We start from the raw sequence: 24,524 nt of genomic DNA on the forward strand, positions 1-24,524 counted from the left end.
CTCCCGTCAGACCTGGCGCGGGCGAGTGCCCATGCGCCGGCAGCGAGTGTCGACTGTGACTTCACATTACAACTACGCAGCAGGTCATATGCAGGAATAGTGCGCAACCGCGATCGGTTGCAGACTGGCATGACCGAAACACCCCTGCCCGTGGACGGCCTCTTCGAGCCGTTCGCCGTCAAATCCCTCCAGCTTCGGAATCGCTTCGCGATGGCACCCATGACCAGGGCTTTCTCCCCCGACGGCATTCCCGGGGAGGACGTCGCGGCGTATTACCGCCGGCGCGCGGCGGGCGGCGTCGGTCTCGTCATCACCGAGGGGACGTACATTCCGGACCCGGCCGCCGGATCGCACACCCGGGTGCCGCTCCTCTACGGACAGGACAGCCTCGCGGGCTGGAAGTCGGTGGTGGACGCGGTCCACGAGGAGGGCGGACAGATCATTCCGCAGCTGTGGCATCTGGGCGTCGAACGCGGCCCGCAGCCCCGTATGAACCCCGAGGTGACGACCGCCAGCCCGTCCGGGATCGCGCTGGACGGGACCCTGCTGGGACGCGAATTCACCGGTTCCGATCTCGACGCGCTGCGCGAGGCCTGGGTGGCGGCCGCCGTCAACGCACGTGACGTGGGTTTCGACGGCATCGAACTGCACGGCGCCCACGGCTATCTGCTCGACCAGTTCCTGTGGGACCGCACCAACGTCCGCTCCGACGGTTACGGCGGATCCCTCGAGGCCCGCACCCGGTTCCCGGTCGAGGTGGTCGCAGCGATCCGCGAAGCCGTCGGTGACGACTTCGCGATCGTCTACCGCTTCTCCCAGTGGAAGTCGAACCACTACGACTCGCGCATCGCGCAGACCCCCGGCGAACTCGCGGCCGTGCTCACACCCCTCGTCGCCGCCGGTGTCGACGTGCTGCACCCGTCCACCCGCAGGCACTGGGAACCGGCCTTCGCCGAACTGTCCGGTGAGGACGGAGAACTCGGCCTGGCCGGATGGACCAAGCGGCTGACCGGACTGCCCACGATCACGGTCGGTTCGGTGGGTCTCGACGACGTGTTCACGACGGCCTTCACGTCGGACGGCGCCTCGAACACCGCCGGGGTCGACCGCCTGCTCCGGCAGTACGAGAACGGCGAGTTCGATCTCGTAGCCGTCGGCCGCGCCCTGCTGTCCGATCCAGAGTGGGTGCTCAAACTCCGCGACGGCAGGACCGCCGAGCACATCCCGTACAGCAACGAGCACCGGGCGGTCCTGCACTGACCGCGCCGGTCAGCTGTCCTCGACGGTGATCTCCACCTGATCGACGTTCACGCCTTCGGGCGGGTTCGCCGTGCCCTCGGTCGAGATGCGACTCTTGTCGACCCCCTGCGCCTCGAGGGCGTTCGCGACGGCCTGGGCGCGCTGGTCGGCGAGGAGTTCGGCGGCCGCCTCGTCCGAGTTGCTCGCGTACGCCTCGATCTCGATCTTGGCGTCGCCCGCCTTCATCGCGGCGGCCACCGCCTTGACGGTCACGTCGGAGATGGCGTTGAGTTCGGCGGTTCCCGATTCGAATCCGATCGGGACCGCCGCGATGGCCGAGTTGATCGCGTTCTGGGTGGCCTCGCGCGCGGTGTTCACGGCGGACGACGCCGTGGCCTGCACACTGCTGATCGCGCCTTCCATCCGATCGGACGGGGAGGACGTCGTCGTGGTCGCGATCGGAGCCTCGTTCGAGTCGTCGGAACAGCCGGTCACGCCGAGCAGCGCGAGGGCCGCGATCGCGATGCCGGTGACGATGGTCTTGCGCATGATGGTTTCCCCTATACGTCCGTATGTCCGGAAAGCGCTACACGTCGTGGGACGAGGATAGCCCCGCCCGCGCCCCTCGAAGGTGCGATTCGTACAGGGCCCCAGCTCCCACATCGTGAGATTCTTCGGACGGATGTGAATCCGGACACGGGCTTCTCACCTGCCCGGAAACCGTTCATTCGCCTTCCGTTTCAACTCGGTTAATTCCACGGATTGCGATCTCATTTCAATAACGGTAGGAATGAATCCGGCGCCCGCTCAGCGCCGACATAAATGCCCACAACCGAGCAAGGAGTTAAACGCATGGATCTCGCCTTCCTGTCCGAATTCTTCTCCGCCTTCTCCGACCTCGCCGGCGCCCTGGACTTCTTCTCGGGTTCCGCCGACGCATTGGGCGGTGGCGCAGACGCCGCAACGGCGGCCGCAGCCACGCTTGGCTAGCATTTCCGCTGGCACAAGACTTGAACACCCGCGACGGGGTTCGTGCGCTCAGGCGCGCGGGCCCCGTCGCGGCGTTGTCGGCAGGGTAACGATCGCGTCGATCACGTATCTATCACGATGAATAACTCCTGACCTGAACATGTTCATTATCCGCGTCACCAGCATTTTCCTGGAATTGGCCGGTCGACCAATTGATCCGCCATTCGCAAGATCAACTTTCCCGTTTCACCGTTGATTTATTCGCGAAATAATCGCGTGCGCTGCACATTTCGGCGGTTTCACAGCACGCGCACATCTCAGTGCACATGCGTACACTCAAATCTCGTGACCGACCCGCAGATCAGACGCCGCTCCGAGGTGCGGGCACTCGCCCGGCTGGCTCTCGACGAAATCGGGGCCGCCGCCGGCGGCATCGGCAGCATCCACCGCGCCGTCTCGGACCGCGTCTTCGCCGGAATTCGGCTCGGCGTCGGCACCCACGCCCTCCCCGCCAAGGCGCTCCACGACGAGATCTCCGACGCCGTGTACGCCCTCGTCGCCGGCACCGCGCGTCTCGGCGGTTCCGTGGCGGGACAGTTCCTCGACGTCCCGTCGGCGGAGAACGTCCCGCCGTCCCAGACCCGCGGCGGAGCCCGGGCCATCGCCGCGATCCAGGGACTGATCGGCGACGTACTGGAATCGGAGGGGTCCGTGCTCGCCGAACCCCTGGCGATACGGGTGGACGGCGTCGCGCTCACGGCGGACGCGTCCACGCTCGCCGACGCGTTCCCCCACGCCCGTGGCCGCATCGTCGTCTTCCTGCACGGACTCGTCGAGACCGAGGACGCGTGGTCGCTGGGCCGCCGCCCGACCTACGGTGAACGGCTCGAAACGGACCTGGGATACACGGCGCTGCAGCTTCGGTACAACTCCGGCCGGCACATCTCCGACAACGGCAGGAGCCTGTCCGACCTTCTGGACGCGGTCACCGAGCACTGGCCGGTCGAGGTCGAGTCGATCGCACTCGTCGGGCATTCGATGGGCGGCCTCGTCGCCCGCAGCGCCTGCCGGATCGCCTTCCTCGACGACCGCCCGTGGGTGCGGCGGGTGCGACAGGTCGTGAGCCTCGGCTCACCGCACCTCGGCGCCCCGTTGGAGCAGGCCGTCCACTATGCGAGCGCCGGCCTGGCCGCACTGCCCGAGACGCGGGCGATCTCCGGACTCCTGCGCCGCAGGAGCGCCGGTATCCGGGATCTGAATCAGGGTTCGCTCGTCGACGAGGACTGGCGCGGTCGCGATCCGGACGCCCTCCGTGCCGCGGCCGTCAGCGAGGTCCCCCTCCTCGACGACGTGACGTACTGCTTCGTCTCCGCGACCATCACGCGCAGTCCGAGGCATCCGCTCGGCCGCCTGTTCGGCGACGGCATGGTGCTCGTGCCGTCCGCGTCCGGCCGGAACCGGACGCGGATGATCGGCTTCCGCGACGAGGACGGCATGCACCTCGCACCCGCGAACCATTTCACGATGCTCAACCACGAGTCGGTGTACGAGAAGCTGCTCGAGTGGCTGGGCGCCGCACCGGAGGCCGGCTGACCCTGCTCAGGCCATCGTCGCTCAGGCCATGGTCGTGTGCCACACGACGGCGGCGGCGAGCGCCCCCGCGCCGTTCAACGACCAGTGCAGCGCGATGGGCGCGATCAGACTGCCGCTGCGGCGGCGGAGCCAGGTGAACACGATGCCCGCGGCCGCGGTGGCGACCACCGCCGCGAGGATGCCGAGGACCTGCCCGAGAACGCCGCCGCCGAGAAAGCTCGACAGTCCCTTGTTTCCCGACGTCAGTCCGAGCGAGGACGCGATGTGCCAGAGACCGAACATCAGCGATCCCGCCGCGAAGACACCGCGGGCGCCGTACACGCGGTCGAGGGTGCCGTGCAGCACGCCGCGGAACGCGAGTTCCTCGGGGATGACGGTCTGCAGCGGGATGACGATCATCGACGCGATCAGGGCGCCGGAGAGGGTGGCGTACCGGTCGGCCATGAAGAAGGGACGGGTGATCGGCAGGGCGGCACCGATCGCGACGACGCCGATCACGAGGCCCATCGCCGCGAGGGCGTACAGCGACCCCTTGCGCCAGTGCCGGGGCGAGAGCCCCAGTTCGGCCCAGCCGAGTCCGCGGCGCCGGGTGAGCACGAGCAGCACGACGGCGGCGATGGGAACGGTCGCGATGCTGGCCCACGCGGTGGTGAAATGCGCGATCAGATTCGTGGCCGCGAGGACGACCACCACGATCGCGATGTCGAGGTAGGCGTGCAGTACGGGCCGCTTGGCACGTGCACCGGACTTCTCGTCGTCGACGGCTCCGGCGTCCTGGACTGCAAGGGTCATTCGGCCGGCCGATCTTGTTCCGTGTTCAAGCATCCAGTCAAGTGTACGGATTTACTTGTGGGAACTCTGTGAGCCACGCCACTGTGCAGGTCAAAGCATGCCCCCGCGTCACAGGGCCGCCGGAGCCCGCGTCTAGCCTGAAGACGAACTTCACACAACCCGCTGTCCAGGAGATAGAATGGCCGACTTCCTCTACGAGGACTTGCTGCCGATCGGTGAGGACCCCACCGAATATCGGCTGCTGACCACCGAGGGGGTGTCGACTGTCGAAGGACCCGGCGGCCGCACCTTCCTGTCCGTCGAGCCCGAGGCGCTGCGCCTGCTCACCGAGACCGCCCTCCACGACATCTCGCACTACCTGCGCAGCGATCACCTGACGCAGCTCGCGAGCATCCTCGACGATCCCGAGGCGTCGGGCAACGACAAGTTCGTGGCGCTCGACCTGCTCAAGAACGCCAACATCTCCGCCGCAGGCGTCCTGCCGATGTGCCAGGACACCGGCACCGCGATCGTCATGGGCAAGCGCGGCCAGCACGTGCTCACCCCCGGCGACGACGAGAAGGCCGTCGCGCGCGGCGTCTACGACGCCTACACGCGGCTCAACCTGCGGTACTCGCAGAACGCGCCGATCACGATGTGGGACGAGAAGAACACCGGCAGCAACCTCCCCGCCCAGATCGAGCTCTATGCCGATACGGCGACCGGTCACGAGAACACGTACAAGTTCCTGTACATGGCCAAGGGCGGCGGCAGCGCCAACAAGTCCTACCTGTTCCAGGAGACCAAGGCGATCCTCAACCCGGACGGCATGATGCGGTTCCTCGAGGAGAAGATCCGCGCCCTCGGCACCGCGGCCTGCCCGCCGTACCACCTCGCGATCGTCGTCGGCGGCACGTCCGCGGAGTTCGCGCTGAAGACGGCCAAGTACGCGTCCGCGCACTACCTCGACGAACTCCCCAACGAGGGCGCGATCACCGGTCGCGGCTTCCGCGACCTGGAACTCGAGGAGAAGGTGCTCGAGCTGACCCGTCAGATCGGCATCGGCGCACAGTTCGGCGGCAAGTACTTCTGCCACGACGTCCGCGTCATCCGGCTCCCCCGCCACGGCGCTTCCCTGCCCGTCGCGCTCGCCGTGTCGTGCTCCGCGGACCGCCAGGCCAAGGCGAAGATCACCCCCGAAGGTGTCTTCCTCGAGCAGCTGGAGTTCAACCCGGGCCGGTTCCTCCCCGAGGTCACCGACGCCCAGCTCGACGCCGAGACCGACGGCATCTCCGGCACCGGCAAGGGCGCCGCCGTCAAGATCGACCTCACCAAGCCGATGCCCGAGATCCTCGCCGAGCTGTCCAAGCACCCGGTGAAGACGCGGCTGTCGCTGACCGGCCCGCTCGTCGTCGCCCGCGACATCGCCCACGCCAAGATCAAGGAACGGCTCGACGCCGGCGAGGAGATGCCGCAGTACCTCAAGGACCACCCGGTGTACTACGCCGGTCCGGCCAAGACCCCCGACGGCATGGCGTCCGGTTCCTTCGGCCCCACCACCGCCGGTCGGATGGACTCCTACGTCGAGCAGTTCCAGGCCGCGGGCGGCTCCATGGTGATGCTCGCGAAGGGCAACCGGTCCAAGCAGGTCACCGACGCCTGCAAGTCCTACGGCGGCTTCTACCTGGGGTCCATCGGCGGTCCCGCGGCGCGTCTCGCCCTCGACTGCATCAAGAAGGTCGAGATCGTCGAGTACGAAGAACTCGGCATGGAAGCGGTCTGGAAGATCGAGGTCGAGGACTTCCCCGCCTTCATCGTCGTCGACGACAAGGGCGAGGACTTCTTCGCAGGCGTCTCCACCCCCACCCTCACCATCGGCAAGCGCCCCGGCTTGTAGGCGGCTCCGCCGCCCGTGCGTGGTTAACGAGTCTCTGGACTCCTTGGCCACGCACGGGCGCTAGGCGCCTACGGCGATCTCGATCACCGGATTCTTCGCCGGGTCGAGTCGGCCGAGGAGGGTTGTCAGCGTGTCGCGGTCGGTGGCGACGCACCCTTCCGTGGTGGTGCCGTCCGTGACGTGCAGGAACATCGCCGAACCGAGGCCGGGGATGCGGGCGGCGTTGTAGCCGATCGCGAGCGCGTAGTCGTACAGCGGTCCGGCCGAGTAGAGGTTCTCACTGTTACCGCCGGGGCTCGCGCCCTGCCGGACGTGCGTGTTGTACGTGGGCGAGAGCGGATTCGAATCCCACCAGTCATGCCGATCCGACTGGAAGTACGGCATCGCCGTCTGCGGTGCGGGCTGCCGGCCGAACGCCTGCGACAGCGGGAAGACACCGGCCGGGGTGCGGGTGGAGAATTCGTTCGCCGCACCGATACCTTCCGCGCCGACGTCGGCGGGCACGGGACCTGCGAACACCTGCCACGTGCCGTCCGAACCCCGTTCCCAGGCGGTCAGTTCGGCGCTCACCGACCCTGCCGACGGCGCGTAGACGGTGATCACCTGGTCCGAGACCCCGGAGAAGACCGCCCGATCGGGGGCCGCGGAGGCGCCGGGTGCGAGCACCAGACCGATCAGAATCACCATCAGCCCCGGCAACCACAGTCGACCCACGCGCAACGTCAGCATGGGGCGAGTGTTCCATTCCCGGGCGCCGGTCGCGAGATTTTCGCTTCGCGCTGCCTCTACACCCGGCAGAGGATCTCGCTGTGCAGGAGCGCGAACCAGCCGTCGCCCTCGCGCACCCACGCACGCCAGCCGGCCGCGATGCGGTCGAGGTCCGCCTCGGTGGCGAGCCCCAGCGCGAGTGCCCGGTCCGCGAACGCCGACCGCAGGGAGCGGTCGGCCCACGACCCTCCCCACCACTCGCGATCCTCGTCGGAGGAGAAACACCACGTGCTCGCCGTGTTCGCGACGTCGCCGAGTCCGGCCTCGTGCGCCCACGCCCGCAGGCGACGGCCGGCGTCGGGTTCACCGCCGTTCGCCCGCGCGACGGCCTTGTAGAGCGTCAGCCACTCGTCGAGTTCCGGTGTCGGCGGAAACCACGTGAAGGTGCCATAGTCCGCGTCGCGGGCGGCAACGATTCCGCCGGGTCGGCACACCCGCTTCATCTCGCGCAGTGCCTGCACCGGATCGCCGACGTGCTGCAGGACCTGATGTGCGTATACGACGTCGAAGCTGTCGTCGGGGAAGTCGAGTGCGTGGACGTCCGACACGACGGTCTCGACGTTCACGATGCCCCGCTCGGTGAACTCGTTCCGCGCGAGCGACAGCGCCTCGTCGTTCATCTCGACGGCGGTGACGACTCCGGGCGCGACGAGTTCCGCGAGGTCGGCGGTGATGGTTCCCGGCCCGCATCCGACGTCGAGCAGCGTCACGCCGGTGCGAAGGTGCGGAAGCAGGTAGCCGGCGGAGTTCTCGGCGGTGCGCCACCGATGGTTCCGCAGCACCGACTCGTCGTGGCCGTGGGTGTAGACCGTCTCGTCGCCGTCCATTCCTCGACGCTAGCAACTCCGATCAGATAATGGGATCACCATCCCATTCCTCAGGATTCCGCGATCCACAATTCTCGCACGCCGTGAGTGTTACGTTGTTGCACACCAACACGGCAACCGAGGGACTCCATGACTTTCAGCCTCGCGCTCACCCCCGCGCAGAAGGACCTCGTCGAGCGGACGCACGCTTTCGCGGAGAACGTGATCCGGCCGGTGGCCGCCGAGCACGACCGCGCGCAGGAGTTCCCGTGGGACGTTCTCGAGAAGGCCGCGGAAGAGGGCTTCTACAGTCCGCTGTTCTACCGCGACCTCATCGGCGACCCGACCGGCCTGTCGCTCCCCCTGTTCATGGAGGAGCTGTTCTGGGGTTGCGCCGGAATCGGGCTCGCCGTGGTCATGCCCGCGCTGGCGCTGTCGTCGATCGGACAGGCCGCAACGCCGGAGCAGATGCTGCGCTGGGCACCCGAGTGCTTCGGCGAGCCCGGCAACCTGAAACTCGCCGCACTGTGCATCTCGGAACCCGAGGGCGGCAGCGACGTCCGCAATCTGCGGACTACCGCGACGCGCGACGGCGACGACTGGGTGATCGAGGGTCACAAGATGTGGATCGGCAACGGCGGTATCGCGAACGTGCACGTCGTGAACGCCACCGTCGACCCGGAGCTGGGGCACCGCGGGCAGGCGCTCTTCGTGGTGCCCGGCGGAAGCCCGGGAATCGAACTCGTCCGCAAGCTCGACAAGCTGGGCTGCCGTGCGTCGCACACGGCGGAGCTGAAGTTCCATCAAGTGCGGGTGCCCGCCGACCACCTGCTCGGCGGCGACGACAAACTGCAGCACCGCATGCGGAAGGCCCGTGAGGTGCAGGAGGAGGTGGCGACCGGCGCGCCGCGGCGGAAATCGGCCACCCTCGGCACGTTCGAGCAGACCCGCCCGATGGTCGCGGCCCAGGCGCTGGGCATCGCCCGCGCCGCGCTCGAGTACGCCACCGAATACGCGAACCGCCGGGAGGCATTCGGCGGTCCGATCATCGACAACCAGGGCATCGCCTTCCCGCTGGCCGACCTCGCGACCCAGATCGACGCCGCACGACTGTTGACCTGGCGGGCATCGTGGATGGCGGCGACGGGGGTGGAGTTCCGCCACGGCGAGGGCTCGATGGCGAAGCTCGCGGCGTCGGAGGTCGCGGTGAAGACCACCGAGCGTGCACTGCAGACGATGGGCGGGTGGGGCTACATCAGCGACCATCCCGTCGAGAAGTGGTACCGGGACGCCAAGCTGTACACCATCTTCGAGGGCACGAGCGAAATTCAGCGGATGGTGATCGGGCGCGCACTCGGCGCCGCGGACGGCGCCCCGCCGCTGCACTTCGATCAGCCGACCGAGGGATCCGCGTTCAACCGCCGGTTCGGCCGGGGCACGTCGGTGCGCACGAAGGCCGGCGAGTTCGCGATGTCGATGAAGGACCGGATGCCCGAGTCCGCGCAGCGCCTGGCGATGAAGATCCTCGCCCCACCGAAGAAGTGAGCGGGCGCGGGATCAGGTCCAGAGGGCGGCAACCAGCACGGTGACGATGCCGAGCCCGCCGACCACGTGGACGAGGTTCGGTCGCTCCTGCCCTCGCTTCTGCGTGCCCCGGACGATCTCCGCGAGTGCGACAATGACCAGCGAGAGCAGAAGCTTCACGCCGATCTTGACGTGGTTGTAGTCCTTGTCCAGTGCGGCCTCCCCCAGCCCGACGAGGATCAGTCCCGTCACGAACTGGAGTCGCGCGCCCCACACGATCACCTCGGAGATCCGCGGCGCCGCGAGCACCGCGAAATAGCCGCCGACGAGGGCGGCCATGCCGAGCAAGTGGCAGACGAAGACGAGGTTGTAGACGACGGTCATCTCCGCAGCCTAGCGACCTGCCCGGTCAGCCCGAGACGATTCCGGCCTCGATCGCCGCCTCCCGGTACGACGCGGCGAGGGTGGCGACGGTTTCGTGGGCGTTGAGACCGCTGGGATTGGGCACCAGCCACAACTCCGCGCCCTCGAGGGTGCGCGGCTGTTTGCCCTTCTTCGCTGCACGCTCCCCGAATGCCGTGCGGTAAGCGGTGATTCCGGCGACAGCGACCACCCGGGGAGCGGTGTCGCGGACGATGACGCGCAGGCGCTCGGCGCCGACGGCCAGTTCCTCACCGGTCAGTTCGTCGGCCTTGGCCGTGGCACGCGAGGCCAGGTTGGTGATGCCGACGCCCCGCTCGATCAGGTGATCGCGATCCGCGTCCGACATACCTGCCGTCGGGTCGATGGGTCGCTCGATGATGCCGGCGCCCAGCAGAGCCGGATAGAAGCGGTTGCCCGGACGTGCGAAATGCGCCCCGGTCGCGGCCGTCCACAGTCCCGGGTTGATGCCGACGAACAGCAGGCGGCAGTCCGGTCCGATGAGGTCCGGAACCTCGGCGTCCCGGAACGACTCCAACTCCGCGCGCGTGAAGCTCACAGCCGGCCCGCCGCCGTCAGCCCGGCGACGGTGTCGGCGAGGGTCTCCGCCGAGTCGCGGTACTTCACCCCGAGTTCGGTTTCGCTCGGCCGGTCGTCCGTGTCCGGCATCCGCGTGTAGTACTCCATCGCGGCCTCCGAGATCGGGGTGTCGAAGGGGACGAACCGGCCGATCGCGTCCACCAGCCTGCCCACCAGCCGCAGCGCGGAGTCCGGCACCGGATACACGCCCATCCGTCTGCCGGTGATCGTGGCCAGCATGTCCGCGATCCCGGCGATCGGGATCCGGGGACCTCCGAGCATGAACCGGCGGGAGCCGCGCCCCGACTGGAGGAGGGCGGCGTGCGCCGTGGCCACCTCACGCACGTCGACCATCGTCCATGCCGCGCCCCGCCCGGGCAGACCGCGCAGGTGGACGGCGGCCTCGACTGCCTGGGCGGCCTCTCCGAACTGGTTCCCGGCGGGCGGGCCGACGATCATGCCCGGGTAGGTGATCGCGATGGGTGCGCCGTCGGCCTGCAGGTCGCGCGCATACAGCTCCACGCGTGCCTTGCTGCGGCCGTAGGCGTCGGGAGGCCCGCACACCGGGAGGTCGGGGGTGAGCAGACTTGCCCCCGGCTGGAACAGGGCGGCGATGCTCGAGACGTAGACGATCGGGTCGAGGCCGAGTTCGACCGCGGTTCCCAGCACGTTCTGCGCGCCGGCGAGGTTGGTCGCCAGCATCTCCTCCGCGCGGCGCGGGTCGACCGCGACGACGGCCGCGGCGTGCATGACGGCGTCGCAGCCGTCCAGGGCTCGCCGCACGGACGCGGCGTCCGTGATGTCACCGACCACGTGATCGGACGTGTCGAGTCCGAGCGCCGCCGCGCTGGTCACGAGGCGAGCAGGATCGCGCACGAGGAAGCGCACCCGGTGACCGGCGTCCACCGCTGCCTTCGCGCTCCACGCCCCGACGAATCCTGTTCCCCCCGTGACCAATACGAGCACTGGGAACTACACCGTCCTGGCGAGACGGTTGGCGAGCATCGTGGTGAACCGGGCCGGATCGTCGAGTTCGCCGCCCTCGGCCAGCAACGCCATCCCGTAGAGGAGTTCCGCGGTCTCTCCGAGCGCGGGATCCTCGTTGCGTTCGCCGTGCGCCTCCCGCAGCCCGGTGACGAGGGGGTGGGTGGGGTTCAGCTCGAGGATGCGCTTGGTGGTGGGAACGGGCTGCCCGGACGCCCGGTACATCCGCTCCAGTGCCGGGGACATACTGAACGCGTCGCCGACGATGCAGGCCGGTGACGTCGTCAGGCGCGTCGACAGCCGCACCTCCTTGACCTGCTCGGTCAGCGCTTCGGCCATCCAGGTGAGCAGGCCGGCGAAGTCCTTCTCCTGCTCCTCCCGCTCCGACTCGTGCGCCTTCTTGTCTTCCTCGGTGTCGAGGTCGACCTCGCCCTTGGCGATCGACTGGAAGGACTTGCCGTCGAATTCCGGAACGGCGCCGACCCACATCTCGTCCACCGGGTCGGTGAGCAGCAGCACCTCGAAGCCCTTCGCGCGGAAGGCCTCCATGTGCGGGGAGCTTTCGAGCAGCTGACGGGATTCGCCGGTGGCGTAGAAGATCTGCTCCTGACCGTCCTTCATCCGCGACACGTAGTCTTCGAGCGAGGTCAACTCCTCCTCGCTGTGGGTCGACGCGAACGATGAGATACCCAGCAGCACATCCCGATTGTCGGTGTCCGACATCAGGCCTTCCTTGACCGCGCGGCCGAATTCCGCCCAGAACGTGCGGTAGTCGTCGGGCCGCTCGGCCTTCAGGTCCTTGATCGTGGTGAGAACCTTCTTGGTGAGCCTGCGGCGGATGGCGCGGATCTGCCGGTCCTGCTGCAGGATTTCACGAGAGACGTTGAGGGAGAGGTCCTGGGCGTCGACCACGCCCTTGACGAAGCGGAGGTATTCCGGCATCAACTGGTCGCAGTCGTCCATGATGAAGACGCGCTTGACGTACAGCTGCACCCCGGTCTTTCCGTCCCGCATGAACAGGTCGAACGGCGCGTGGGACGGGATGAACAGCAGGGCCTGGAACTCGAACGTGCCCTCGGCCTTCATCGGGATGACCTCGAGCGGGTCGTCCCAGGCGTGGGCGATGTGCTTGTAGAACTCCTTGTACTCGTCCTCGGAGACGTCGTCCTTCGAGCGCGCCCACAGTGCCTTCATCGAGTTGATCGTCTCGGACGTGGTGGTGACCTCGTCCTCGCCGTCGCCCTCGGCGGGGACCGTGCGTTCGACGTCCATCCGGATCGGCCACGCGATGAAGTCGGAGTAACGCTTGACGAGTTCCTTGATCTTCCGTTCCGACGTGTAGTCGTGCAGGTGATCCTCGGTGTCCTCGGGCTTGAGGTGCAGGGTGACGGAGCTGCCCTGCGGGGCGTCGTCGACAGCCTCGATCGTGTACGTGGCCTCGCCGCTCGACTCCCAGCGCGTGGCCTCGCTCTCGCCGGCCTTCCGCGTCAGCAGAGTCACCTTGTCGGCGACCATGAACGTCGAATAGAAGCCGATGCCGAACTGTCCGATCAGTTCCTCGGAGGCAGCGGCGTCCTTCGCTTCCCGCAACTTGCGGCGCAGGTCCGCGGTGCCGGACTTGGCCAGCGTGCCGATGAGGTCGACGACCTCCTCGTGGGACATGCCGATGCCGTTGTCGCGGACCGTGAGCGTGCGCTTCTCCGCGTCCACCTCGATCTCGATGTGCAGATCCGACGTGTCAACGTCGAGATCCTTGTTGCGGAACGCCTCGAGCCGCAACTTGTCCAGCGCGTCCGAGGCGTTGGAGATGAGCTCCCGCAGGAACGAGTCCTTGTTGGAGTACACCGAGTGGATCATGAGGTCCAGGAGCTGGCGGGTCTCCGCCTGGAACTCCAGTTGTTCGATTTTCGTGCTCACTTCGATTCCCTTCGACAGCAGAACCCTCGACACCAGATTCGTCGGAATGATATCCCGCGACGAAATTCCGGATTTCATCGCGGCGAGCTACCGCCGGTGGCCCGTCAGCCGGCGGCGTCCTCCTTCAGGGTGTGCGCGACCAGCGCGTTGGCGTGGCCGTGACCGAGGCCGTGCTCGGACTTCAGCCAGCTCACCAACTCCATGTGCTTGGTCAGCTCGGACGAGCGGATGAGCGTCTGCCACTCACTGATCGGCCGGCCGTACTTCTCCTCGATCGACGGGAAGTATGACGCGGGGCCCTTCACTGATTCAGCCATGCGCGCGACACTACCGGCACCCGCCGACACATCCTGTCCGACAAGCATCTTCAGACAGCGCCACTCAGACGGGAAGCGCCCACTCGGCGAGCCGGCGCGACACCTCCCGGTAGCCACGCTTCCCGCTCGAAACGGCGATGACCGATTTCGGTGCAGAAGCCGCCTCGCAGTTCGCCCGGGATCCGTAGTCTGACCGTATGTACCCGTCACGCGCGAAGAGAATTCCGGCAGGGTGACAAAGTGGCGGAGCTGATTCTCGGACCGCTGCTGAGACATGTCGGCACGGGCGATGCGACGGTGTGGGTCGAGACGTCGGAGGCGTGTACCGTCCGGGTCCTCGGCCACGAGGAACGCACGTGGAACGTCTCGGGTCACCACTACGCGCTCGTCGTCGTGGACGATCTGGAACCCGGGTCGACCACTCCGTACGACGTGACCCTCGACGGCCGTCCGGTGTGGCCGTTGCCGAATGCCGTCCCGTCGGTGATCCGCACGCTCCGCGAGGACGACGACGCCCTCGTCCTGACGTTCGGATCGTGCCGGTTCGCCACGATGTCCACGACGGAGGACAACCGGCACCTCGGCGCCGACGCCCTCGACGCGTACGCGGTGCGGATGGCCGGACAGTCCCCGGACCGGTGGCCGGACGCCCTGCTGCTGCTCGGGGATCAGGTGTACGCCGATGAACTGTCCCCCGAGACCGAGGCGCGGGTCGCCGAGATCCACGACGTGAAGGAGCCACCCGGCCCGCAGGTGCGCAACTTCGAGGAATACACCTGGCTGTACGCCGAGTCGTGGACGGACCCTCAGGTGCGCTGGCTGATGTCCACGGTGCCCACGTCGATGATCTTCGATGACCACGACGTGCGGGACGACTGGAACACCTCCGAGTCGTGGCGCGACGACGTCGAGGCGACGTCGTGGTGGGAGGAGCGCATCGTCGGCGCGTTGTCGTCGTACTGGGTCTATCAGCACCTGGGAAACTTGTCGCCGAGTCTCCTCGCCGAAAACGATCTGTACCAACGTGTTCGGAAGCACGGCGGCGACGTCGAACCGATGCTCCGGGAGTTCGCGTCCGCCGCCGACGAGGAGGCGGACGGCGCGAAGGGCACGCAGTGGTCGTATCGCCGCGACCTCGGGGTCGCGAGGCTGCTCGTCATCGACTCGCGGTGCGGGCGCATCCTCTGCGGCGGCCGCCGCGAGATGGTGTCCGACCCCGAGTTCTCCTGGATCGAGCGTCAGACCGAGGGCGACTACGACCATCTGCTCGTCGGGACGTCGCTGCCGTGGTTGCTGCCCCGCGCCCTCCACGACCTGGAGTCCTGGGACGAACGCCTCGCCGCCGGATCCCGTGGCCCACGGGTGGCGGCGTGGGCCGAGAAGATCCGGCGCGGGGCGGACCTGGAGCACTGGGCGGCGTTTCGTGACTCGTTCGACCGGCTCGCCCGGCTCCTCGCCGACGTCGGCAAGGGCCACCGGGCCGGGCCGCGTGGCCGCGCTCCGTCCACCATCTCGGTGCTGTCCGGCGACGTCCACCACGCCTACGCCGCGCAGGCGCACTTCCCCGAGCCGCTGCAGTCACTGGTGTATCAGCTGACGTGCTCTCCCCTGCACAACTACGTACCGGCCGCGATGAAGGTGACGTTCCGGATCTCGTGGCGGCGCGCCACCGAACGGACCGTGCGTTTCATCCTGGGCCGGGTGTCGCGGGTGCCGCCCGTTCCCCTCGACTGGTCCAAGGTCGCCGGACCGTTCTTCGGCGATCAGGTGGCCACCCTCCATCTGAAGGGACGGTCGGCCCGCCTCGTGATGGAACAGGCGCGCAACGACAGCGACGGCACACCCCGGTTCAAGACCATGACCGACCTCGAACTGGCGACGGGAAAGGGCTACTGACGCTGCTCGGCCGCCGCCTTCAGCTGCGCGAGCCCCTTCTCGAAGTCCTTGCCCACCATCTTGTCCATCGGGAAGACGACTCCCACGATCCTGAAGAAGAGGTTGTTCTTGCCGGTCATCTGCCAGCGGACGGTGGTGCCCGCGCCGTTCGGTTCGAGGAGGAACGTCGTGACGTTCTCCGCCTTGAACGGTTTGAGGAAGTTCAGGTCGAGCACGACCTTCGAGCCGGGCACCGACTCGGTGATCACCATCTGTCCCGAACCCGCCTTGCGGTTGCCCTCCCACGCGTAGGACGCGCCCACTCCCGAATCCGGGCCTGAGTACGTGCGCTTCAGTTCGGGATCGACGTCCTCCCACGGCGACCACGCCTGCCACTTCCGGAAGTCGTCGAGGAGTGGCTGAACGACGTCGGGGCTCGCATCGATGACGGTGGAACGTTCGACGAGGAACTCGGCCGAAGCCATGCGGTCTCCATTCGGTGTCGGGTGTGGCGGACCGAGGTCGCGGCCACCTCTTCACGTGGAAGATAACGCCTCGCCGCCGGTCGCGCGCGCGGTATCGTCGGGAGCGACCCGTACGACATGGTGGGGGTAGCAGTGACGACCGAGACGGATCTGATCCGCAATATCGCTCTGGTGGGACATCAGGGCAACGGGAAGACGACGCTCGCGGAGGCGATGCTCTTCCGCGCCGGTGTCGTCACGCGGCCCGGTCGTGTCGAGAGCGGCAACACGGTGCTCGACACCCAGCCCGAGGAACACGACCGCACCCAGTCGCTGACGCTCGGCCTGGCCTCGTTCTCCTGGAACGACTACCGGATCAATCTTCTCGACCCGCCGGGCTACGCCGATTTCGCCGGCGACGCGATGACGGCGCTCCGGGTCGCCGACGTCGCGGTGTTCGTGATCGACGGGGTCAGCGGTCTGCAGGTGAACGACGAACTGCTCTGGCAGGCGGCCACCGAACGAGCCATCCCGCGCATCCTGTTCGTGAACAAGATGGACAAGGAGCGGGCGTCGTTCGACGCCGTCCTGGCCGGGATCCGCGACCACTTCGGATCCGGAGTCGAACCGGTCGACCTGCCTGTCGGCGAGGCGTCCGGGTTCACCGGCGTCGCCGACCTCCTCACCGAGCACGTCATCCTCTACGACAGCGGGTCCGCGAACACGAGCGACGAACTGCCCGCCGACATCGCCGACCGCGAACACGAGCAGCACGAGCATCTCGTGGAGGACGTCGTCGAGATCGAGGACGACCTGCTCTCGAAGTACCTCGACGGCGAGGACATCTCCGTTCCCGAACTCGAGCACGCGCTCCGCGCGGGCTTCGCCGCGGGCTCGCTGTGGCCGGTGCTGTGCGGGTCGGCCGTCGATGCGATCGCCGTCGACCGATTGCTCGACTTCGTGTGCCGGATCGCGCCGGCACCGTCGGAGGTCCCGGGCATCGAGGTCCGCGGTGACGGGGACAGGGTCGCCGAGGTGCGGTGCGATCCGTCCGGCGAGACGCTCGCGTACGTCTTCAAGACGCAGACAGACGAATATGTCGGGCAGGTGGCGTTGCTGAAGATCCTCTCCGGCAGCGTGCACGCGGACGATGTCCTCGTCAATCAGCGCACCGGCGCGAAGGAGCGCCTGCACAACCTCCTTCGCGTCCTCGGTAGCAAACACACCCCGATCGACAGCGCGGAGGCCGGCGACATCGTCGGCGCCATCAAACTCACCGACGTCTCGACGGGCGACACCCTCGCGCCGATCGGCTCACCGCTCACCGTGCCGCCGATCGTGCACCGCCGTCCCGTCTACGGACTCGCGGTGGCCGCCGAGAGCGCGGGCGACGAGGACAAACTCGCGACCGCCCTGGCCGAACTCGTCAGCGACGACCCGACGCTCGAGGTCACGCGCGACAGCGAGACCCACCAGACGGTGATGCGGGGCGCCGGCGACGTGCACGTGCAGGTGGCGCTGACCCGGTTGAAGCGGCGGTACGGCATCACCCTCCTGACCGAACCGGTCAAGATCGCGTACCGCGAGACACTGCTCGGCACCGTGGAGACGGAGGGCCGCCACAAGAAGCAGAGCGGCGGTCACGGCCAGTTCGGTGTGGCGACGGTCCGCTTCGAGCCGCTCCCCCGCGACGAGGGCTACGAATTCGTCGACGAGACCCGCGGCGGAGTGATACCCAAGTCGCTCATTCCCGCGGTCGGCAAGGGGATCGCCGAATCGATGGGACGCGGAGGCAGGCACGGGTTTCCGCTCGTCGACCTGCGCGCCACCGTCCTCGACGGCAAGCATCACTCGGTCGACTCCGACGATTTCAGCTTCCGGATGGCGGGGGCGCTCGCCCTCCGTGCGGCCATCGAGAAGGTGGGCACTCTGGTTCTCGAGCCCGTCGACCACGTCGAGGTCACCGTGCCCTCGACGCTGCAGGGTGACGTGATGGCGGATCTCGGCCGGCGACGCGGCCAGATCGAGGGCACCGAACCGGCAGGGGACGGCGAGGTCACCGTCATCGCCTCGGTGCCGACCAGCGAGGTCACCGACTATCCGGTCGCCCTGCGCTCGATGACGCACGGGCGTGGCCGTCTCGCACTGAGTTTCAAGTGCTACCAGGAGCGGCCCGAACCGCGCTGACAGTGCCCTTCCAGCGTGCACGCAGCGTTCTCCCAGCTTCCCGCGGTGTAGTGGTGTCTCACTCACAGAGGGAAGGGCATCGATCATGCGTTCACAATTGGTTCGCGGCATCGGTGGAGCGGCGATGGCAGTAGGTCTCGCATGTTCCGTCGTCGCGTGTAGCTCGGGCGAGTCTTCGTCCGGCACTTCGTCGACAAGCACGAGCAGCAGCGCCGTGCAGGACGGCAGCGCTGCGCAGGGCGGTTCCGCCCCGGCGGCGATGAGCGACGAACTCCAGGCCTGCCTCGAGGAAAACGGCGTGCCCGCACCGCCCGACCAGGCCGGCGGCGGGGCACCGGGCGGAATGGCGCCGCCCAGCGGCGAGATGACACCGCCGGAGGGCGGCGCCGGATCCGCCCCACCGCAGGGTGGGGCGCCGGACGAGTCGTCCGCACCTCCCGGGGTCGACAGTTCGACGTGGGCGGCGGCGCAGGAGGCCTGCTCCTCACTGGCGGCGGGCACCACCGGTTCGTGAGCGGTCGCTAGTTCTCGCGACCGGTCCGCAGCCGCGCGGCGAGTTCCGCGCGGCTGCGGACCCCGGCCTTCGCGTAGACCGATTTCAGATGATCCTGAACGGTGTTCACGGTGATGCCGCGACGGTCCGCGATTTCGGACGTCGCGTAGCCCGCCAGCACGTCGGCGCACACGTCGCGCTCGCGTGCGGTCACCGCATACGCCGCGAGCAGTAGTCCGGTGAGCTCGCCGCCGGCTGCGGGTTCGAGGGTGACCGCCGTCTGCGGCTCGTCGCCGCCGGTCAATGCCGTGGCGCGCACCAGAATCCAGCCGCCCTCCGCGTCGCGGACACGCGCCTTGAACACGCCGGACCTGCTCGACCGCGCCCCGAACGTCGCGGCCCGCAACACCACGTCCAGTCTGCCCGGGGCGATGCCGTCGAAGCGGTCCCGCCAACCTCGGGCAGCGGCAGTCAGCGCGACCGGATCACCGGCGGCATCGGTCAGCACCACCGCCGGACCCTGATCACCGCAACCGGTGACCGCCCGAGCGTGCACGGACGCGGCCCGCGTCGCGACCGCGAGCCCGGGCGCCACGAGCGAGAGGAACTCGAGGTCACGGTCGGTGAAATCCGGTCCGGACCGCACGAATCCGGCTGCACCCCAGCACACCCCGTCGACGCGGAACACCAGGCGGACCTCACTGCCGAGCCCCAGCGGCGCCCACACCGCGCCGTGGCGGAGGCTGTGGGCGACCTCGCCCGCGGGCAGGTCCGAGGCCCGCGCGACAGTCCGGCCACTGCGGGCGAGTTCGGCGAACGTCCCCGGATCGTCACCGTTGTACTCGGATTCGGCGAGCAGCGGTTCGTACTGCTGCGGGATCCGGCTGCGGCCGCTCGTCATCGAACTGATCGCAAGCGTCTCCGGGTCGAGCATCGCCCAGCACGTGAGGTCGCTGCGCACCGTCTCACCGACCAGTTCGATGGCGCGCTCGTGCAGTTGCGTGATCTCGGCGCCCGCTCCCGCGTACGCGAGCACCTCCCGGCGCAGCTTCTCCGCCCGAACCTCCAGCATGGACCCAGTATGCGCTGGTCACAGGCACACCACCATCCCAGAATCCTGGGATGGGCAGCACGTTGTGAGCGCCATAGCGTCGCTGTATGTCCACGAAAATTCACGTAGTCGGAGCGGGCGACGGCCGGCACGCGCCGGACGACGCGGCCCGGTTGCTGCACGGAATCACCGATCGGTACGGCGTCGAACTTGTGACAGGGACGGGCGCGTCATGATCGTCGTCGCGCAGATCGCCACCCTGCTCGCCGCCGGCGTGCACCTGCTGGCATTCGTGTGGGAATCGCTCCTGTTCCGCAGACCGTCGGTGCACGAGGGCATCTTCCGGATCCCCGGCAGCGACGTGCCCGCCGCCCATCTGTGGGCGTTCAACGTCGGCTTCTACAACCTGTTCCTCGGCTCCGGAGCAGTGGCCGGCGTGGTCCTCTGGTGGTCCGGTCACGACACACCCGGTCGCACGCTCGTCGTCTACACCTGCCTCTTCATGTTCCTGGCGGGCCTCGCCCTGGGCGTGTCGGATCGCCTGGCACTCAGCCGGCAGCGCGGCGACGGCGTCGTCGGCGCACTGTCACAGAGCGGGCCGCCGCTGGTCGCGCTGATCGCGCTGGCGATCGGGTGACAACCGTTCGCAGTCGATTGCCAGGAACTTCTCAGGGTCGACCGATCGAATCCTTATCGTCCGTCGGCATGATGGACGTCATGCCCCAGGTGACCGTTCTCGCCGTCGGTGGTACCGGTGAGTCCCACCCCGATGACCACCGGCGCCACGTCTCCGGACTGTTGTGTGACGTCACCGACGCCCTCGACGACCGGTTCGAGTCTCGGTGGGTCGGCTATCCGGCGTCCTATGGACCGGTCGCCGCGGGCGGGCTCAGCTACCGGCAGAGCACCGAGGTCGGCGTCCGCCGGTTGATCGCCGCGATGGAGGCCGTTCCCGGACCGGTCATGCTGATCGGGTACTCGCAGGGATGCACCGTGATCCGTGAGGTGCTCGGGCAGATCGCCACCGGCGCCCTGCACGCCGGCAACCTTGCCGCCGTGGGTCTCGTCTCCGACCCCGAGCAACCGGCGGGCGTGGTACCGGGATGCTTCGGGCGCGGAGTCGCAGGTGCCGGCGCCCCGATCCCCGAGTCGGTACCGATGCAGTGGATCGCGCACCCGGACGACATGATCTGCAATGCCAGCGAAGACAGCTATGTCCGCGACATCGCCGACCTCACCCGGTGGATGTCGTTCCGTGCGCTGCGGACGTGGCTCATGCAGACGTGGGAACTGATCCGCAGCAACAGCTTCCAGAATGCGGGAATGACACGATTCAGCCCTCGGCAGTGGCGCACCGATGCCCGCCGACTGCGGACCGCGATGATCGAGGTACTCGGCTACCTCCCGCCGCGCCTCGCCTGGCGCGGGGTGCGCGTCGTCAACGCGCGGGGCGGGCGGCACATCGCGTACGCCAGCGAACCACTCGACGCGAGCGGTCTCACCGGATGTCAGATCCTCGCTCAGTGGCTGCAGGTGCGGGCGACGTTCGAACCGCCCCTGCGCGTCGCGGCGTGACGGTCAGGCGTCGCTGCGTGACCGCAGCGGGGTGAGCATCCGGCGGGGTTCGCGCAGGGCCACGGCGACGGCGTCGCTGCGAGGGTGGACGGCCTCCCCCGGCCCGGGGGCGACCACGAGGTCTTCCGGTCCCGGGATCGTGCCGCAGTCGGGGCACCGCCCGAAACGGTCGAGTTGCGTCCCGCACTCGGCGTGCGAGAACACCCGGCCGGGGTAACTGCCGGGCGACGCGTACTGGTCACCCCATTGGGAGAGCGCATAGATGCTCGGCCACAGCGCCTTTCCGGCCTCGGTGAGTTCGTACTCGGGATGGCCGCCGTCGGCGACGCGGAGGAGGACGCCCGCCTCGACGAGAGCGCCCAGCCGATCCGTCAGGACGGCGCGGGAGATGTCGAGATGGGCGAGCAGATCGCTGAAGCGGCGGACGCCGTAGAAGCAGTCGCGCAGCACGAGCATCGTCCACCGCTCGCCCACCACCTCGAGCGCGCGAGCGAGGTTGCAGTTCTGCTGCGAGTACCCGGTTCCCAGTGCCATTTCACCATGCTAACTCAACTCGGTCTTGTCACCAGACCAAAATAGTTCTAAGTTCAGTCTCGTGAACAGACCAACTGCGGTTGCCCCACCCGTCCGTGCACTCGCACCCCGTCCGGGAACCACGCTGTCCGTCGCGTCGCTCGGTACGTTCGTCGCCCTGGTCGCATTCTGCGCGCCGCTCGGCAACATGCCCACCGTCGCCGCGGCGCTGTCGGCGGGCCCCGCAGCGCAGACGTGGATTCTCAGTTCGATGAGTGTGGGCCTCGCCGCGGTCCTGCTGACGGCGGGCGCGCTCGCCGACGACTACGGCCGGCGCCGGGTGTTCCATTGGGGTGCCTGGCTTCTCGCACTGGGCGCGGTGGTCGGCGCGGTCAGTCAGGAACCCGTCCTGTTCATCGTCGGCCGTCTGATCCAGGGGGTGGCGGGCGCGGCGCTCATCGCGGCCAGCCTCGCCGCCGTCGCCCACGCCTTCGCCACTCCGGCGGCACGCGCGACGGCGAGCGGGATCTGGGGCGCGAGCGTCGGCGCGGGCATCGCGGTCGGTCCCGTGCTCGCGGGACTCCTCGACCTCGCCGGATGGTGGCGCGGCCTGTACTGGGCACTCGCCGTTGCGTCCCTCGCGATCGGGCAGGTCGCGACGCGCGCGCTGGCGGAGTCACGGTCCGCAGTCCCGAAGCGGATCGACGTCCCCGGAGCATTCACGCTCTGTGCGGCGATGGTGCTGATCCTCGTCGCACTGGTGGAAGGCAGGCAGGGCAACACCGCCGCCACCGTTCTCTGCGGTGTCGGCGCCGCCGTGTTCACCCTCGCGTTCGTCGGCGTCGAGCGGCGGCGCCCGTTCCCGATGCTCGACCTCGCGTTGTTCCGCCGGCGCGACTTCCTCGCCGCCACCCTCGCCGCCCTCGCCACCGGGGCGGGCATCATCGGCCTGATGTCGTTCGCGTGCACATTCCTCGTCAAGACGATGCACGTCAGCACCCTCGCCGCAGCCGGAGTGATCGCGCTGTGGTCCGGCACGAGCGTCGTGGCGTCACTGCTGGCGCGGAAACTCCCGGCGCGGCTCGCCGGGTCACCCCAACTCGTCCTCGGACTCGCCGGCGTCGGCGTCGCCATGCTCACGATGACGGGCCTGTCCCCCGAGTCGTCCCTGCTGCGGCTCGTCCCGGGACTACTTCTCGCCGGGATCGCCAGCGGACTGCTCAACGCCGGCCTCGGCCGCCAAGCCGTCGCCAGCGTCCCCGCCGATCAGGGCGGACTCGGCAGCGGCGCCAACAACACCGCCCGCTACCTCGGCTCCTCCATCGGCGTCACGATCGTCAGCATCATCGCCCTCGACCCGGCAGGCACCATCGACGGCATGGTGACGGGCTGGAACCACGCCGCCGTGACCATGGGGCTGATCTCCCTCGTCGGCGCAGCAGTCGTCGCAGTTCTCGTGCGGGGAGACGCGGTCAGACGTTGAAGCGGAACTCCACCACGTCGCCGTCGGCCATGGTGTAGTCCTTGCCTTCCATGCGGACCTTGCCTGCGGCCTTGGCGGCGGCCATGGATCCGGCGGCGACGAGGTCGTCGAAGGAGACGATCTCGGCCTTGATGAAGCCGCGTTCGAAGTCGGTGTGGATGACGCCGGCGGCCTGCGGGGCGGTGTCGCCCTTGTGGATGGTCCAGGCGCGGGATTCCTTGGGACCTGCGGTGAGGTAGGTCTGCAGGCCGAGGGTGTGGAAGCCGGTGCGGGCGAGGGCGTGCAGGCCGGGTTCGGACTGGCCGATGGAGTCGAGCATCTCCTGCCGGTCCTCTTCGTCCAGCTCGAGGAGTTCCTGCTCAACCTTGGCGTCGAGGAACACGGCGTCGGCGGGGGCGACGGAGGCGCGCAGTTCGGCGACCTTCGCTTCGTCGGTGAGCACTGCCTCGTCGGCGTTGAACACGTACAGGAACGGCTTGGTGGTGAGCAGGCTCAGTTCGCGCAGCAGCGCGAAGTCCAGCTTGTCCTTCGCGCTGAACAGGGTCTTGCCCGAGTCGAGGACTTCCTGCGCCTTCAGCGCCTCCTCGTGGAGGGGCTTGAGCTCCTTGTTCTTCTTCGCTTCCTTCTCCAGCCGCGGCAGGGCCTTCTCCAGCGTCTGCATGTCGGCGATGACGAGCTCGGTCTCGATCACCTCGATGTCGGACGCCGGGTCGACGCGGCCGTCGACGTGCACGACGTCGTCGTCGTGGAACACGCGAACGACCTGGCAGATGGCGTCGGCCTCGCGGATGTTGGCGAGGAACTTGTTGCCGAGGCCGGCGCCCTCGGAGGCGCCCTTGACGATGCCGGCGATGTCGACGAACGACACCGTGGCGGGCAGGATGCGCTCGGAACCGAAGATCCGGGCGAGCTCGGACAGCCGCGGGTCGGGCAGTTCGACCAGGCCGACGTTGGGTTCGATGGTCGCGAACGGGTAGTTCGCGGCCAGCACGTCGTTGTTGGTCAGCGCGTTGAACAAGGTGGACTTGCCGACGTTGGGCAGTCCGACGATTCCGAGGGTAAGGCTCACGGTCGTTGGATTCTACGGCGTCGGCGCCGG

At 68.3% G+C, this 24,524-nt stretch carries 25 protein-coding genes; 12 read left to right on the top strand and 13 right to left on the bottom strand.

Annotated features, from left to right (window positions below):
• Positions 1-129: 129 nt before the first annotated feature.
• The gene (locus tag JWS13_RS11655) at positions 130-1,260 is read left to right on the top strand and encodes an NADH:flavin oxidoreductase (protein ID WP_206005670.1); all 1,131 of its coding nucleotides are present in this window, start codon (positions 130-132) and stop codon (positions 1,258-1,260) included.
• 9 nt (positions 1,261-1,269) lie between these two features.
• Here the strand turns inward: JWS13_RS11655 and JWS13_RS11660 are convergent, their stop codons facing one another.
• Positions 1,270-1,788: an OmpA family protein gene (locus JWS13_RS11660; RefSeq protein ID WP_206005671.1), complete on the bottom strand. Its 519-nt coding sequence runs from the start codon at positions 1,786-1,788 to the stop codon at positions 1,270-1,272.
• 303 nt (positions 1,789-2,091) lie between these two features.
• Between JWS13_RS11660 and JWS13_RS11665 the strand changes: the two genes are divergently transcribed.
• A complete protein-coding gene (locus tag JWS13_RS11665) occupies positions 2,092-2,229 on the top strand; it encodes a hypothetical protein (RefSeq protein ID WP_167372164.1) in 138 nt (45 codons plus the stop codon).
• 324 nt (positions 2,230-2,553) lie between these two features.
• On the top strand, positions 2,554-3,801 hold the full coding sequence (locus JWS13_RS11670) for an esterase/lipase family protein (protein ID WP_206005672.1): 1,248 nt from the start codon (positions 2,554-2,556) through the stop codon (positions 3,799-3,801).
• 21 nt (positions 3,802-3,822) lie between these two features.
• On the opposite strand, the gene JWS13_RS11675 is transcribed toward JWS13_RS11670, so the two are convergent.
• Positions 3,823-4,593, bottom strand: a complete 771-nt coding sequence (locus JWS13_RS11675; RefSeq protein WP_206005673.1) for a CPBP family intramembrane glutamic endopeptidase — start codon at positions 4,591-4,593, stop codon at positions 3,823-3,825.
• Positions 4,594-4,771: 178 nt separating this feature from the next.
• On the opposite strand from JWS13_RS11675, the gene JWS13_RS11680 reads away from it, so the two are divergent.
• Complete coding sequence (locus tag JWS13_RS11680; RefSeq protein ID WP_124389462.1) at positions 4,772-6,469, top strand: fumarate hydratase; 1,698 nt, start codon at positions 4,772-4,774, stop codon at positions 6,467-6,469.
• Positions 6,470-6,529: 60 nt separating this feature from the next.
• On the opposite strand, the gene JWS13_RS11685 is transcribed toward JWS13_RS11680, so the two are convergent.
• Positions 6,530-7,198, bottom strand: a complete 669-nt coding sequence (locus JWS13_RS11685; protein ID WP_206005674.1) for a L,D-transpeptidase family protein — start codon at positions 7,196-7,198, stop codon at positions 6,530-6,532.
• A 56-nt stretch (positions 7,199-7,254) separates the two neighbouring features.
• Positions 7,255-8,064: a methyltransferase domain-containing protein gene (locus JWS13_RS11690; protein ID WP_206005675.1), complete on the bottom strand. Its 810-nt coding sequence runs from the start codon at positions 8,062-8,064 to the stop codon at positions 7,255-7,257.
• A gap of 129 nt (positions 8,065-8,193) precedes the next feature.
• Between JWS13_RS11690 and JWS13_RS11695 the strand changes: the two genes are divergently transcribed.
• Positions 8,194-9,588 carry an acyl-CoA dehydrogenase family protein gene (locus JWS13_RS11695; RefSeq protein WP_206005676.1) on the top strand — a complete coding sequence of 465 codons (1,395 nt, stop codon included), beginning with the start codon at positions 8,194-8,196 and terminating at the stop codon, positions 9,586-9,588.
• A gap of 12 nt (positions 9,589-9,600) precedes the next feature.
• Here JWS13_RS11695 and JWS13_RS11700 read toward each other — a convergent pair whose 3' ends face one another.
• From JWS13_RS11700 to JWS13_RS11720, 5 genes are all read right to left on the bottom strand, one after another.
• On the bottom strand, positions 9,601-9,951 hold the full coding sequence (locus JWS13_RS11700; protein WP_206005677.1) for a hypothetical protein: 351 nt from the start codon (positions 9,949-9,951) through the stop codon (positions 9,601-9,603).
• A 25-nt stretch (positions 9,952-9,976) separates the two neighbouring features.
• Positions 9,977-10,546 (bottom strand): mismatch-specific DNA-glycosylase, encoded by a 570-nt coding sequence (locus tag JWS13_RS11705; RefSeq protein ID WP_206005678.1) that lies wholly within the window; start codon positions 10,544-10,546, stop codon positions 9,977-9,979.
• Positions 10,543-11,532: an NAD-dependent epimerase/dehydratase family protein gene (locus JWS13_RS11710; RefSeq protein ID WP_206005679.1), complete on the bottom strand. Its 990-nt coding sequence runs from the start codon at positions 11,530-11,532 to the stop codon at positions 10,543-10,545. The genes JWS13_RS11705 and JWS13_RS11710 overlap by 4 nt, the downstream gene beginning before the upstream one ends.
• A 6-nt stretch (positions 11,533-11,538) precedes the next feature.
• Positions 11,539-13,467, bottom strand: coding sequence for a molecular chaperone HtpG (htpG, locus tag JWS13_RS11715; protein ID WP_206005680.1), 1,929 nt, complete (start codon positions 13,465-13,467; stop codon positions 11,539-11,541).
• Positions 13,468-13,571: 104 nt separating this feature from the next.
• On the bottom strand, positions 13,572-13,784 hold the full coding sequence (locus JWS13_RS11720) for a DUF4287 domain-containing protein (protein WP_206005681.1): 213 nt from the start codon (positions 13,782-13,784) through the stop codon (positions 13,572-13,574).
• 240 nt (positions 13,785-14,024) lie between these two features.
• Here JWS13_RS11720 and JWS13_RS11725 point away from each other — a divergent pair, with 240 nt between their 5' ends.
• Positions 14,025-15,680 (top strand): alkaline phosphatase D family protein, encoded by a 1,656-nt coding sequence (locus tag JWS13_RS11725; protein WP_206005682.1) that lies wholly within the window; start codon positions 14,025-14,027, stop codon positions 15,678-15,680.
• On the opposite strand, the gene JWS13_RS11730 is transcribed toward JWS13_RS11725, so the two are convergent.
• Positions 15,674-16,144, bottom strand: coding sequence for an SRPBCC family protein (locus JWS13_RS11730; protein WP_206005683.1), 471 nt, complete (start codon positions 16,142-16,144; stop codon positions 15,674-15,676). The two genes, JWS13_RS11725 and JWS13_RS11730, sit on opposite strands and share 7 nt — an antisense overlap.
• Before the next feature lie 132 nt (positions 16,145-16,276).
• On the opposite strand from JWS13_RS11730, the gene fusA reads away from it, so the two are divergent.
• Both fusA and JWS13_RS11740 read left to right on the top strand, forming a co-directional pair.
• On the top strand, positions 16,277-18,310 hold the full coding sequence (gene fusA / locus JWS13_RS11735) for an elongation factor G (RefSeq protein ID WP_206005684.1): 2,034 nt from the start codon (positions 16,277-16,279) through the stop codon (positions 18,308-18,310).
• Positions 18,311-18,434: 124 nt separating this feature from the next.
• The gene (locus JWS13_RS11740; protein WP_206005685.1) at positions 18,435-18,824 is read left to right on the top strand and encodes a hypothetical protein; all 390 of its coding nucleotides are present in this window, start codon (positions 18,435-18,437) and stop codon (positions 18,822-18,824) included.
• Positions 18,825-18,831: 7 nt separating this feature from the next.
• Here the strand turns inward: JWS13_RS11740 and JWS13_RS11745 are convergent, their stop codons facing one another.
• Positions 18,832-19,875 carry a helix-turn-helix transcriptional regulator gene (locus JWS13_RS11745; protein WP_206005686.1) on the bottom strand — a complete coding sequence of 348 codons (1,044 nt, stop codon included), beginning with the start codon at positions 19,873-19,875 and terminating at the stop codon, positions 18,832-18,834.
• An 86-nt stretch (positions 19,876-19,961) separates the two neighbouring features.
• Here JWS13_RS11745 and JWS13_RS45975 point away from each other — a divergent pair, with 86 nt between their 5' ends.
• The 3 genes from JWS13_RS45975 (at position 19,962) to JWS13_RS11755 (ending at position 21,429) form a co-directional block, all read left to right on the top strand.
• Positions 19,962-20,090 carry a hypothetical protein gene (locus tag JWS13_RS45975; protein ID WP_259375219.1) on the top strand — a complete coding sequence of 43 codons (129 nt, stop codon included), beginning with the start codon at positions 19,962-19,964 and terminating at the stop codon, positions 20,088-20,090.
• Positions 20,087-20,491 carry a DUF1304 domain-containing protein gene (locus JWS13_RS11750; RefSeq protein ID WP_206005687.1) on the top strand — a complete coding sequence of 135 codons (405 nt, stop codon included), beginning with the start codon at positions 20,087-20,089 and terminating at the stop codon, positions 20,489-20,491. Before JWS13_RS45975 ends, JWS13_RS11750 begins: the two co-directional genes overlap by 4 nt.
• A gap of 68 nt (positions 20,492-20,559) precedes the next feature.
• Entirely contained in the window at positions 20,560-21,429 is an 870-nt protein-coding gene (locus tag JWS13_RS11755; RefSeq protein WP_206005688.1) for a PE-PPE domain-containing protein, read from the top strand.
• A gap of 3 nt (positions 21,430-21,432) precedes the next feature.
• Here the strand turns inward: JWS13_RS11755 and JWS13_RS11760 are convergent, their stop codons facing one another.
• Positions 21,433-21,963 (bottom strand): winged helix-turn-helix transcriptional regulator, encoded by a 531-nt coding sequence (locus tag JWS13_RS11760; RefSeq protein ID WP_206005689.1) that lies wholly within the window; start codon positions 21,961-21,963, stop codon positions 21,433-21,435.
• Between the two features lie 61 nt (positions 21,964-22,024).
• Between JWS13_RS11760 and JWS13_RS11765 the strand changes: the two genes are divergently transcribed.
• Positions 22,025-23,425 carry an MFS transporter gene (locus JWS13_RS11765; RefSeq protein WP_206005690.1) on the top strand — a complete coding sequence of 467 codons (1,401 nt, stop codon included), beginning with the start codon at positions 22,025-22,027 and terminating at the stop codon, positions 23,423-23,425.
• On the opposite strand, the gene ychF is transcribed toward JWS13_RS11765, so the two are convergent.
• Complete coding sequence (ychF, locus tag JWS13_RS11770; RefSeq protein ID WP_206005691.1) at positions 23,415-24,494, bottom strand: redox-regulated ATPase YchF; 1,080 nt, start codon at positions 24,492-24,494, stop codon at positions 23,415-23,417. The genes JWS13_RS11765 and ychF overlap by 11 nt on opposite strands.
• Positions 24,495-24,524: the final 30 nt, after the last annotated feature.

It is taken from the genome of Rhodococcus pseudokoreensis, from assembly GCF_017068395.1.
Classification (GTDB): Bacteria; Actinomycetota; Actinomycetes; order Mycobacteriales; family Mycobacteriaceae; genus Rhodococcus_F; species Rhodococcus_F pseudokoreensis.